This window comes from Priestia sp. AB (assembly GCF_028369225.1).
In the GTDB taxonomy this organism is placed as follows: domain Bacteria; phylum Bacillota; class Bacilli; order Bacillales; family Bacillaceae_H; genus Priestia; species Priestia megaterium.
Window position 1 is genome coordinate 1 of sequence record NZ_JAQMYN010000035.1, and the last position, 12565, is coordinate 12565.

14 protein-coding genes are annotated in these 12565 nt (G+C 36.0%); 1 reads left to right on the top strand and 13 read right to left on the bottom strand.

All coding sequences use genetic code 11. The features are described 5' to 3' along the window. The 10 genes from POF52_RS30425 to POF52_RS30470 form a co-directional block, all read right to left on the bottom strand. Positions 1-2011 (bottom strand): pLS20_p028 family conjugation system transmembrane protein (locus POF52_RS30425; protein WP_271997948.1); only part of this gene is annotated, 2011 nt, incomplete at its 3' end. A gap of 23 nt (positions 2012-2034) precedes the next feature. Continuing rightward, the gene (locus POF52_RS30430; protein WP_271997951.1) at positions 2035-2241 is read right to left on the bottom strand and encodes a hypothetical protein; all 207 of its coding nucleotides are present in this window, start codon (positions 2239-2241) and stop codon (positions 2035-2037) included. Between the two features lie 20 nt (positions 2242-2261). Further along, on the bottom strand, positions 2262-4844 hold the full coding sequence (locus POF52_RS30435) for a VirD4-like conjugal transfer protein, CD1115 family (protein ID WP_271997954.1): 2583 nt from the start codon (positions 4842-4844) through the stop codon (positions 2262-2264). Beyond that, positions 4834-5343 (bottom strand): hypothetical protein, encoded by a 510-nt coding sequence (locus POF52_RS30440; protein ID WP_271997956.1) that lies wholly within the window; start codon positions 5341-5343, stop codon positions 4834-4836. The genes POF52_RS30435 and POF52_RS30440 overlap by 11 nt, the downstream gene beginning before the upstream one ends. 15 nt (positions 5344-5358) lie before the next feature. Beyond that, positions 5359-6483 (bottom strand): hypothetical protein, encoded by a 1125-nt coding sequence (locus POF52_RS30445; protein WP_271997958.1) that lies wholly within the window; start codon positions 6481-6483, stop codon positions 5359-5361. Between the two features lie 67 nt (positions 6484-6550). Continuing rightward, positions 6551-6856 (bottom strand): hypothetical protein, encoded by a 306-nt coding sequence (locus POF52_RS30450; RefSeq protein WP_271997962.1) that lies wholly within the window; start codon positions 6854-6856, stop codon positions 6551-6553. Positions 6857-6877: 21 nt separating this feature from the next. Beyond that, positions 6878-7129, bottom strand: a complete 252-nt coding sequence (locus tag POF52_RS30455; RefSeq protein ID WP_271997964.1) for a hypothetical protein — start codon at positions 7127-7129, stop codon at positions 6878-6880. Between the two features lie 28 nt (positions 7130-7157). Continuing rightward, positions 7158-7622, bottom strand: a complete 465-nt coding sequence (locus POF52_RS30460; RefSeq protein WP_097826837.1) for a hypothetical protein — start codon at positions 7620-7622, stop codon at positions 7158-7160. A gap of 482 nt (positions 7623-8104) precedes the next feature. Beyond that, positions 8105-8353, bottom strand: a complete 249-nt coding sequence (locus tag POF52_RS30465) for a hypothetical protein (RefSeq protein ID WP_047933333.1) — start codon at positions 8351-8353, stop codon at positions 8105-8107. 37 nt (positions 8354-8390) lie between these two features. Next, positions 8391-8648, bottom strand: coding sequence for a helix-turn-helix transcriptional regulator (locus POF52_RS30470; protein ID WP_334314424.1), 258 nt, complete (start codon positions 8646-8648; stop codon positions 8391-8393). Positions 8649-8746: 98 nt separating this feature from the next. Between POF52_RS30470 and POF52_RS30475 the strand changes: the two genes are divergently transcribed. Beyond that, positions 8747-9181 (top strand): helix-turn-helix domain-containing protein, encoded by a 435-nt coding sequence (locus POF52_RS30475; protein WP_271997971.1) that lies wholly within the window; start codon positions 8747-8749, stop codon positions 9179-9181. 155 nt (positions 9182-9336) lie between these two features. Here POF52_RS30475 and POF52_RS30480 read toward each other — a convergent pair whose 3' ends face one another. The 3 genes from POF52_RS30480 to POF52_RS30490 are packed head-to-tail and all read right to left on the bottom strand — an operon-like array spanning position 9337 to position 11979. Further along, on the bottom strand, positions 9337-9966 hold the full coding sequence (locus POF52_RS30480) for a response regulator (RefSeq protein WP_186326248.1): 630 nt from the start codon (positions 9964-9966) through the stop codon (positions 9337-9339). After that, complete coding sequence (locus POF52_RS30485) at positions 9935-11347, bottom strand: ATP-binding protein (protein WP_271997977.1); 1413 nt, start codon at positions 11345-11347, stop codon at positions 9935-9937. The genes POF52_RS30480 and POF52_RS30485 overlap by 32 nt, the downstream gene beginning before the upstream one ends. Further along, complete coding sequence (locus tag POF52_RS30490; protein ID WP_098602761.1) at positions 11344-11979, bottom strand: HAD hydrolase-like protein; 636 nt, start codon at positions 11977-11979, stop codon at positions 11344-11346. The genes POF52_RS30485 and POF52_RS30490 overlap by 4 nt, the downstream gene beginning before the upstream one ends. Positions 11980-12565 lie beyond the last annotated feature (586 nt).

The window sequence follows — 12565 nt, forward strand, 5'->3', positions numbered from 1 at the left end:
CAGAAGCCTGCATTTCATCATGTAGAGAAGCACTTGCCTTTCCTACAGAAGAGCTGCCTCTATTTGTGCTTCCACTATGACCAGAAGCCTGCATTTCATCATGTAGAGAAGCACTTGCCTTTCCTACAGAAGAGCTGCCTCTATTTGTGCTTCCACTATGACCAGAAGCTTGCATTTCATCATGTAGAGAAGCACTTCCACCCTCTACAGAAGATCCAGTACCTTCATTTGCACTTTCACTATAGCCAGAAGCCTGCATTTCATCATGTAGAGAAGCACTTCCACCCTCTACAGAAGATCCAGTACCTTCATTTGCACTTTCACTATAGCCAGAAGCTTGCATTTCATCTTGTAGAGATGTATTTCCACCCTCTACAGAAGATCCAGTACCTTCATTTGCACTCTCACTATAGCCAGAAGCTTGCATTTCATCTTGTAGAGATGTATTTCCACCCTCTACAGAGGAAGTTGATCCTTGACTATCAGTAGAAACACCTGCTGCTTGCATCTCATCTTGTAAAGAGCTGCCTTGACCTTGACCTGCCCCTTTTCCTTCCGAAGAATTTCCTTCAGTATTTTTGCCCCCTTCTTGTTTCTCAGTAGAGGATAATCCCTGTTGTTGAGCTTTCTGCTCATTTCCTGAGTTTTGACCTTTAGAAGCAGCGTTTCCTTTCTCACCTGCCATTCCTGCCTTTTTCATTTCTTCATGCAGAGCTGGTTGTTTTTCTTTATTTCCTTGTGTAGCTAACCCTTTACCAAAACCTCCAACTCCTGCTGCTGTCTGAAGAGCGCCACTACCAAGACCTTTTCCTACATTACCAACACCTTTTGCAAGATTGGCTCCTCCTTTTACTGTTCTACCTATCATGCCAATACCACTTTCAATACCTTTTGCCATCGCAAAACCTCCTGCAATAGCGCCCCAACCACTTTTCAATCCAGCATCGATGCCAAAGAGACGTTCACACATCACAGGCCCATCTACGACTGCAATACTAAGGGCAATCAATGCGATCAGGTATGGAATACCTTCTAATTTATCGCTAATAAAGACCGTTCCCATCAAATAGACCTTCATGGATATGAAGATCATGATAATCACTAGAAAAGTATTAACAATATTCTTCAGAACGGCTTTTAACTTTTGACCATCTGCTACATCCGCAGGCGCAACAATTTGGGCTAGAATGGAGTTAAATCCTAGCTCAAAGCAAAGTTTTGCTAACTTAATAGACGTAAATAACAACGTCATTCCTATAACAAAAAGGGAAATGGCAATCGTCCAGAAGTTCCATGACCATCGATAATAAAGTTCTGGAAAGAAATCAAACCATCCATTGTCTATTTCAGTTAACCCCTCTTTTCCATCTGGTGCAATTTCTGTTTTGTTTTCTAATATCTTCTTACCGTCCTTACTTAAATCTTTTCCTTTGCTAACCTGAAAATCCTTATCAATCTTTTCAGTAATATCAATCATCATAATATTTTTTTGAGGTACCTTATTCGGTTCCTTTAATTTAGGACTCTTCCACTTAGTAAGATCAAATTGCGCTACATCTGTTATATTACTTTTAATAATCTTTTCACTTACCGTTCCTTTTTCATTCAGATCAACGGCTTCAATGGCTTGATCGGTGAATTTATCTGCCTTTAACATACTTGTATTTAATAAAAGTAAGACTGCCATCGAAATAAAAATGTTAATCATAATCTGTTCACGATTGACTTTCTTCTGAATAATCAACATATAGCCGATATACAGAAAGGAAAAAGCCAGTAACACATATAAAAAGGGTTGAATCTTCGTAATAAAGTCTTGAATTTCGGGTGAATTAAAAAACGCTTTAACTCCTAATATACTGTCAGTAATCCCTTCTAATCCATCCACTAAAAAAGAAAAAAGTTGAATACATGCCCACCCTATTTTTCGCAACAAATAGCTGGGGATATCTCCAACATCTAAGTAATCTGAAAACTCATGGAGTTTTTTAAGAATTTCTTCATCCTTCATCTGCTCATCTCCTTACGAAGGTATTATATGCCTTGAAACAACGTATCAACGGTTATCTCTAATCGTTCATCCAGAGGAGAAACACGAATTTGTACAGGTGCTTCTCCTTCCTTCCCTTTTTCCAGGTGTATAGTGCCATCTAGTAAGCCAATTAACACCTGATGTCCTTCCTTCACAATCGGTGCATAGTCCTCTAAAATGCGCTCTAATTCCTTTGAAATACTTGTCATTCTTTCTCCTCCTTTTGATATTAAGCTTCTTGTTCTTCCATCTCATGTTGTAAATTCTTAATGATGGTATTTATTTTTACTTCAAGAAGTTTGTGGACATTTTTATTCAGTTGGTCACTAACTCCTAACATCGTTAATTCCTCTTCAAAATCACTCATGGACTGCTTCTCAATCTCTTCTACCGTTTTATTCATTGCCTTTGGTAAGTGTACTTTTAAAGCAGTAGAAACGTTTTTATCTCCACCAAAAAACTCTTTGACTGTCTTAGTTTTATAGTTCTCATACGTTAGAGGAGTAAACGGATCGTTGGCTAGTTCCTCTTCTTTTTCTACCGATGGAGCTTGTGATTGAAAAGGAAAGAAATTATGAATCACTAAGGATCTTGGATTGACTTGTTCATGTAAGGACGAAATATCGATATCTAGAATCGAACGATCTGTATTAAAGTCATCTCCAAGATATTCCCAACGGTATTTCAACGATGTTTTTCCAGTGTTATAGATGGGGTGTGCTTTGACTCTACGACGTTTTTTATCTTGTCTTTTGACAACTCGAATGACGACACTTTCTCCTTCTTTTAATTCCATTAACTCATTAGGTGTTAAAAGATGCTTGTTATCAACACCTTCAGTCTTACTCTTATCAGTAGAAAGTCCTTTTCCACTTCGAGATGTTGAGTTAATTGTGCTTTCTCCAAGCTTTTTTGAAACCTCTTGTGCTGTATCATAGTTGTTTGTGAGAACGTAGATCGTATTCCCACAGTTCCCTTCAATTGTTGCTGCGTCATCTCCATACTTATTTTTCAGTTGTGGATATGCTTGAATAACTAAATTAAAGCGTATATTTCGACCTAAACAAACCGTGATAATGTTGGACATTCCTTCAATCGCAGGCATATTTCCGAACTCATCGAGTAAAAAAATGACTTCTCGATGACACTTGTTTCCTCGTGCCAATGAAGCATTTTTGGCAAGTATATAATACAACTGACGAACAAAAATGGAGGCAATAACGTGATTACTAGAATCATAATCCGGTGTAACCATAAAAATAGCGATTGGTTTTGTAAAATACGTCACTTCCTTTACATGAATGGTTGGATGCTGTTTCTCCACTGTAAACGTCGTATTTCCTGTTTCTTTCGTGATCCTATTAATCGATATCACGGTTTCAAGCCTTGATGAAGTAACGATTTTATCACTAAACTTTTCAGCTAGAATAATTTCATCATTTTGCTTCAAATCACTTGTAAAGTTGAGTTCGAATAACCCTTTTCCATCCGTTTTAATGGTCTCCGTTTGACCGTCTGGAAAGATGATCTCTAAGCGAGTAAGAGGTGTTGCTGTTCCTTTGATTGTTTTTCCAAAACCCACACGTTTTAAATCGACGCTGTTTTTAGAGGTCATCTTGGCAATTTCATCAAACGTAAAAATGGATAAACCATTCATTGTTTGAGTGAAAATCCCTCCTCTTGTCGTGCCTTTTGAGAAGTTCGATGTCGCATACTGCATTTTGGCTACACTTTCTGTTGGAAGCCCATCAAAATACAAATCCAACGCATTTTGCGTATCTCCTTTTTTATTAATCACAACCTCTTTCGAGCCTAACTCCGACAACATATTTGCCACCGTATACATCGTGATTTTATTCTCTTCCTTTTCCTTAATACACTTATCCGTTACAGCGAGAATCATGGCGTTACATAAACTCATGGCACATTGTTGCCAAAACGGATCTTTGGCATTTGGATTGTAGTAAAGTGTATACGATAGCGTGTTACATAACGCTTGAGCTGTTGAATAATCACCATCTTTATAGGTTTCTTTTATCATTTCTAAAAGGTTATAGCTCATTGATTCTAATGGATTCAGTAAGTTTAAAACTTCAATATGATACCCCCTCTTTTCAAGAATCTCTTTCGAAGCTGCAAGGATCTCAGCTTTTGGATCATTGAGTACAAGAGCAGGTTGCTTTTCAGCCCTAGAGTATACGTCGATTGTTGGAAAAACAAACGTTTCTCCTTTCCCCGATCGTGTAATCCCAATGATCAAATTATTAACGGGTGAATCATCGATAAGTAAATATCCTCTTTTTGAAAAAAGCTTATGGGTTTTGAGAAGCTTCTCTATTCCCTTTAAAGCTTTATATTCCTTCCAATTCTGAATGAGGTCATAGGTTTGAATACGTGAAACAGGTACACCACCTCCACCTTGATACGTTGTCGTTTTTTCAGGTACTTTTCGATATTGCTTTTTTAGTTCACTTCTTGTTGTAAAACGCCCCGATCCTTTTTGATTGTGGTTTAAATCTTTGAAGTTGGATCGAATGTTGTAAGCAAATTTTGCTGTTAATAAGGCAGCCACTAAACACATTGCTCCATATAAAGGTGTGTACTGTTGAAGATGAATCTCCGTCAAAAAAGATGTTTCCAAATGAAAAGGCTGCGGCTCAAATACATCACTAAACGTTGTTTGAACAAGGTTCCTCATTATGTTGAAAAGAAAGTTTAAGATGAGTAGAATAGACACAAAAAAACAAGCACTTAAAGGAATAAGTACTTGTTTTTCAGCGACCACATATTTGATAGATTTATTAGGTTGCATTTCTCATTCCCTCCTGGTCAATCTCTTCAGAAGTAGGAATGACATAATAGGCACTCGATGAAAGAGAAAAGAACGTTTGATCTCTTGCCTCATACTGATGTTGAAGGTAGCGAAAAGCCGTGTTAATGTCCCATTGCACCTCTTTCATATCCTCTTCTGTCACCATATAGGCTTCATTAAAAATTAAGTCTTCTTTTTCTTGTTGAGTAAGCTTGGAGATATCAAGAGGTGGCATCGTTGGTTTCGTGCATAATCGAAACTTAAACGCATATTTGAGAAAATCATCTGTAAGAGTGATGGAATCAGCATTTTTAAAGATAATGACAATCTGATTTTCTAAAAGAATGACATTATGAACACTGTTCGCAATACGTTGAGCATGGAGCTGAGTCGTGTAAAACGTGCCTAATTCGATTTCTAAAAATAAATCTTCTTCATAATACTCAATCCCTACAACAAAGGCTTGCTTCTGATTTTTCACTTTCGCCTGTGTATACATCTTATTCATCCTTTCTTATAAATTCTTTAAAGCTTCTTCTTGTTTCTTTTGTTGATCCGTTAACGACTTAATTTTGTTTTCATCTTTTTTGTCTTTTTTGTTCTCTTCCTCCACTTGTTTTTTCGTTTCTTCTATCTCCTTTTTCGTTTTTTCATAGGTATCTATTTTTTGATTCAAGTCTTGGCTTTGAATATGTGCTGCTGCTTCTTTGGCCTCTTTCACTTTATCTAGCTTCAGATATCCATATGCCTTCATTTCATATCGTTTATCGGTCATTTCTACTCCTGATTGGCTCATCATGTCCTCCCATCGTTGTTCGTGATAGGCAAGATCAAATGCTCCATTTGGCGAAGGAAACGTTTGTTGAAACTCTTTTAACGCACTGACATCTCCCTTCTTTGAAATCATGCTTTCCACGGCTTCTGGATGGTTTCCCTGAAGCTGAACAGCTTTCTCATACTTTTTTTGATCGATAAGAAGGCTCGTATAGACGTTTTTTTGTTCGTGCGTGAGGCTTTGTTCATTAATAGAAGAAAGTCGTTTTAAAGCCCCTTCTGAGTCCCCTAAAAGCGCCCTTTCATATGTCCCTGTTATTTTTTGTTCCAATTTGACTTGTTTCTCTAAATCTTGAATCGTTTCAGCTCGATCTTGGGAAGTAGCCACTGTTGAAAAACATGTAGCTGAAAGGATAAGAAGGGATAAAATCCCTCCACCATAGATCATCCTTCTGTTACGAGTAGAAAGGATAGGCTTTTGATTCGTTTGCACATAATCCTCTGTTTCTTCCCGTAAAGAAGAGGAACCATCTGTTGTTTTCAGATGGTCCGGTACTTCCTTTTCCAATTGTTCAAGAAAACTTCTCTTTCGAGCTTCCTGTATATCGTCCATTTTTAAAGAATTTAACTTTTTCTTAATATGATCTACTATATGATGAGCAAGACCTGATCCAATGGATAACGTCCCTGCATATACCTCATGATCCTCTTCATCGAGGATGAAAAAATCCGCATGAGTCTTTTTTCTAGTACATTGATACTGTATTTCTAATGTTTCTGTTATCTCGCATGCTTCTGGAATCGATAACTTTTGAAATGGCTTTAACTCTTTTGTCTCACTTTTTATAAACATGACAGACAGCATGTTTCTCCATTCCTTTCGTCTAAAAATGAGCATAGAAAAAAGCTATACAATCAACTGTATAGCTTTCTTAACTTCCGAATCGGATATTTGTATTTACACCTTCAGCTAATGCATAAGCACCCATGACAACCACTAACCCAACTGCGCCTCCAACAAACCAAGCGATACATTTATGACGACCTCGTTCTCCACCTAAGATTAAGTGATACCCACCTACACAAAAGGCAAGAGCTGCCGCAACCATCGCAATACGCTGCATCCACTTGATAATAGACTTTCCACTTTCTATGAGGCCGTTCATGCCATCTGCCGCCCCCAGGGTTAAATGCGAAGTTAACTCCGTCACATCAACGCTATTCAATAAATCTAACATGTGTTTCACTCCTCTTTTTCGTTAATTTTGTGTTACTGGAATGCTTTGTGGTCTTACAGAAACTTGTTCAACTACCTTCGGTTCGCTTTTCTCCTCATCCTCTTCTTCTTGACCTGTAAAGGCACTCAATGCTTGAAGAATTAAATCTTGATTTTCCTCAATGAATTGTTGATGTTGTTGATGTAACCAGTCGTTGTATTTGTTTCCATTCACTTTCAGCAACTTTTCCACGAGGTCTTTTGATTTCTTTAATTCCTTTTGGGAGATCGTCAAGATACCACCACCTTTCAAAGCTTATCTCTTATTCTTCGAAATACAGTTCTTTGGATGTTTCAATAAAATGAGAAAGTTCTGTTTCTAACTGAGATGGATCATAATCCTCGAACTTAATTTCTTGTTTTAGTTCTCCCTTCTTGTATGCAGCTAAAGTATCGGTTCTTTGAGTTACACCATAATCACTTTGACCTTTTGTACCCTCAAATTGAGGATCATTGTTGTTGAGTTCTTTGCCATTCACCTCATTTTCCTTTAATGCTTTTTTTACCTCATTCATATATATGTCTCGATTATCTTCATCGTAGGAATACATCACAAATCCTGTACCATCTTCTTTCATAAACTTTTTCATTTGAAGGGGATGTAATTCCTCTAGTTCACCATTTCCTTTCACTTCACTTGAATTGTGGGAAGAGACAAACGCTGTGCCTATTCCAAGAGCCACAACGATTCCTGCTACCGCAGAAATTAACCATTTTTTGTTTTTCATAACCATTCTCCTTTGTTCTTAATATTCAGACATAACAAGCGATTCTGAAACCTACTGAGAGTCATATTTTACCACAGGTTTAGCGATCATCTCTGTCTTTTCAAGGTTATGAAAGGAAATATATACCCGTTTCTGGCTGGAAGGGCAAACCCTATATTGGCATGCATAGTTTTCACTAAGCCCAATAATGCACATCGTTTTCGGCATGTACGAAGAACCTCGTATATCTACTGTTTGGAGTCTTGTCGCTTCTTCGGAGTGACCCTCACGACGAAACCCTTCACAGATCATGGATATACCGTCACTGTTTTGTTGCTAGATCACCGATGAGTTTTAGGACGCACTCATCGAACCTTTTTGTTATCGTATACCTTAACCCCCTTGTGATCCGTTTAGGGGAGGCACGCAATATAAGATTGTCAAGGTACCACTTCTCGTGCTCTTGGCACGTTTCAAAATCGCTTGTATGCTGCATCTAAGAACTAGCAGGTCTTTTGTAGAACTTCCTTCAATTCCTCATCTTTTTTTCTTCGCTTGGCGACGATGGTATGTGCCTGATCCATCACGGAGCGTACTTCATAATAAATATCAGCTACACGTTTGACATCGCCTGTGCCTTTTTCTACTGCTATCCCTCCTTTTAACGTATACAACTTTCCATCAAAGGTTTTGGCACTTTTCGCCCGTGCATCTGATATATCATAGAATGCTAGTCGCTTTTGTGCTTCCATGTTCATCGCCCCTTTTAACCATTAAGTATTCTAAAACTTAGTTCATATCCTTATGACGTGGTAAGAAAATATCTTCTAATCTAAGATCCAATGCCTCTGCGATTTTCTTCATATTTTCAAACGTTGGATATTGCCGAGTCCCATTTTCGATTTGAGAAATAGTGGGTTGCGGGACTCCTGATAACTGAGCTAAATAAGTTTGGCTCCATTTCTTTTCTAACCTCTTTTCTCGTATGGTCTTTATTTCCAGCACCTCCTTGAACACAGTATATTCTATATCGAATAGTTTAGTCAACGATTTTTATTCTGTTTTTAATATTTTTTACCAAAAACACCCTTTATTTATTTCTGATATAATAAAATTAAAAAATTTTGCAATTGGTGGATGAATTTATGGATCAATTTAACCTCGAACTTGGAAATAAAATTAAAAGCTTTAGAAAGTCTATATTTATGTCGACTACTACATTAGGCGAGCTTTCTAGTACCTCACAAGGTACGATAAGCAAGATCGAAAACGGTCATTCAACTTCTGATATTAAAACGTTAATAAGGATTTGTAAGGCATTAGGAGTTACTCTATATGACGTGCTTCCAGATGATATTTCAAAAGAATTTAAAACAGATAACCCAAATAAAGAACAACTATTTAACATCCTAAATGACTTGTCACCATCAGAAATCAAAGTCATTTTGACCTTACTTACAACAGACATAATACCTGTATTAACTAACCTATCTCCCGTAATAAAAGCATTTGAACAACTGGGAGAAAAGGAAAGAAAGCTTTTCACAGACCTTCTAGAATCCATGAAAAGTAACTCCTAAATATAGGATATATAAGTTCTGAAAACTTGCATACTGTGATTTTTCATCACCCTATTTTGGAAATGGGGTGATATTTTTTCACCCTTTTTTAGACAAGGGGTGACGAAATATCACCCTTTTTGCAAACAAAAAAAGTGACTTGTTAAATTAACAAGTCACTTTAGGCCGCCGGTTTTCACTTTATTTATAAGATCTTTTGTATTAGATACCGATAATTTTTTGAAGATGTTTTTAAAATGTGTTTTCAGTGTATTATCGGATTTATGTGTCTCTAGCGTAATTTTCTTACGTGAGTATCCTTTTTCAATATATTCAAAAACTTCTCTTTCTGCATTTGTTAAATCTTTAAGCTGCTCCTCAGATTTTAAACGACGAAATTCTTTTAATACAGCTTCGACTGGACTAGATTCATTGTTGTAATTAGAACGAATGATTTCTGGTATGCGATGTACATCCTTCTTCAATATATAATCTGATGCTCCTGCCATAAATGCCTTTTGAATAATGTCTTCCTCCGACATAGACGTTAGCATTATTACCTTTGATGTTTTTTCACGTTTCAATTCTAGAGCTGTATATATTCCATCAAGATTAACCCCTGACAAATTAATATCTACAAGGAAAATGTCTATATTGTTTAAAGCGTGTGAAAGAGTGATCCCTTCTTCCTGCGTTTGAGCACAGCCTACTAGAATCATATCTTCTTCCTTACCAATTAGGTTTTCCATTATGTTAAGCCAATCTGGATCGTCTTCAATTAGCACTACTCGAATTGGATTTTTCATAAACATCACCCTTTTTTAAATGTATTGGAAAAGTTAATTTGATTGTGGTTCCTTCATCAATCTTACTTTCAACTTTCAAGTCTCCACCAGTGTTAAACATTACTTCAAAGCAATGATTTAATCCCAATCCATAATTTAAGTCACCTTTTTTCTTAGTACTAAAAAAAGGATCAGTAACATATTTCAAATTCTCTGATGGAATACCCATTCCATTATCAGAAAAAACAACCATTATATTTTTACTGTTCTTAGGTGAAATAGTTACCTTTATTTCTCCTCCATCGTCAACTGCTTCAATTGAGTTTTTCAATATATTTATAAACACTTCGTAGGTCTGCGTGCGATCACAATATACAGTGTTTTTCTCTGATGAATAGAGTTTTTTAACCTTTATATTCTTCTTGTATAAATCCAATTTCAAATCTTCCAGGCTTTCATTTACTAACTTATTTAAGTCATTCTGACTTTTTATAATCTCGATCTCCTGTGTTTTGCTATGCATACGCTCAATGATTTCTGTCAAATGTTTAGAACTACGATTTATAATTTCAATTGAATTTTGAGAAGATGGATTAAGTTCATCTACGTTTATAGTTTGTAAGCTTGAATTAATTTTATAAATTTGATTCTTTATAGCATGGTTTAATAATGCTGTTCCTTTGTTTATTGCTTCTCTAGTCTTCTTATGAGCCTCTCTCTCGTAACGTAGCTTAATTCCATTAAGAGATCCAGCACCCTTTTTCAGAGCTTTCCATAAAAAAATAAAAAATGCTAATACGAGAAAAACAATCATATAGCGCCAATATTGGTGATGATTGTCTATTGCTCTTACAATATAATTTAAAATTAAAGCTGATAACATGACAGGAAATGAAATAGAAATTGTGGTAATGCGTTGCTTTTTCTTGTTGGGATCACTCTCTGTATACCAAGCGTATATATGGACTAAACAGGCAGCAATAATATAAGGAACTGCCCAATATAACATAGAATGAAAATCCGGTATTATATCAGGGTAATACACGGTTGTTTTGAGCATAAAAATAATCGGGATAGGTAAAAGATACTTACAGATTTGGATAACTCTTTTAGTGAACTTATCACTATAAGTAATGGCCCACATGAGTAAGGCATAAGGAAAAAAGTAAATAGAAATAAAGCCAGTTATAATTCTTAGGTAATATAAAAGCGAATCTAATAAAGGAAAATCCATATTGAATTTATCTAATGTAGGAAGAAAAGTCTCTATGGTAGCTCTAGAGAGTCCTGCAAATGCTGCACAAACTAGCACAAGAACCCCCCACCTTATAGATGGTGATTTAGGATCGTAGCGATAACTAATAATCGCAAATATTGTACTAATTAAAAAGAGAGCAATCATTTAGTATCATTCCGAACGATATCCATGATCTCTAATGGACTTCTAACTAAGAAATCAGGATTACTTTTAGATAAAAGTTCCTCTAAATCATACCCCCAAGTAACAGATATTATCGGGATCTCACTTTTTCTTGCAGCCACAATATCACGATGTTCATCGGCAATAAGGATAATTTCATCTTTTGCTACGTTATGTTTTTTCATGTAACTATTCATTGTAGTATGTCTCCCAAAAAAGCGACTTGACTGAATAATTTCATCAAAGTATTCCATGTCATTTAATTTTAAAAACTTTTGGATATTTTCTTTAGAGTTAGCTGAAATCATAACAAGCTTAATTCCTAATTCTTTTAGGTTTTTAAGTACCTGTTTCATTTCTTGATTTACTTCTAATGTTGGAATTGATTTTTTGTATCGTTTAACAACATCCATAGTAAGCATAGGAACCTTTAATACGGGCACCTCATACTCTTTGAAACGTTCTTTTACAGTCAATGCTCTAATTCGATCGCTTTCACTTTGAGGGATTTTTTTGTAGTCATACTTATCGGCAAACTCATTAAAGAGATCGAACACAACTTGACCAGAATCTACAATAGTGCCATCAAAATCACAAATTATTGTTTTAAACATCTCTACACTTCCAATTCATTTAACTAATTAATTTTTTACAGAACACTCGTTTCCTTAATCCTATCAAAGTTCTAACCTCTTTCAAATAGAACATAATTACTTTATTTTACATTTAACCCAATTAAATATTTCCTGTATAAATTCTATTTATTGTAATTAAAATACATAATATTCTTATTGATTATATTTTCCTTTCAAAAAAAGATACATTTTCCCTATATTTACATCCTATTTTTCTTAGAATATTCCCATGGATATTTTCATTAATAATAAAAATATCCCAATTGTAGCTATAAAACTTGCTCTCTCTCTAATAGAATCTGCATCAATGTAATGAAAAAACAGTTTACTAGGTTGTGTTGCCTGTCGACATGTTCATTATTGCCCGGACATGATGCAGGGCGACATTAAAACTGAGGATTACTGAGTTGTGTTGCCCGTCGACACGCTCTTTATTGCCCGGACATGATGCAGGGCGACATTAAAACTGAGGATTACTGAGTTGTGTTGCCCATCGACACGCTCTTTATTGCCCGGACATGATGCAGGGCGACATTAAAACTGAGGATTACTGAGTTGTGTTGCC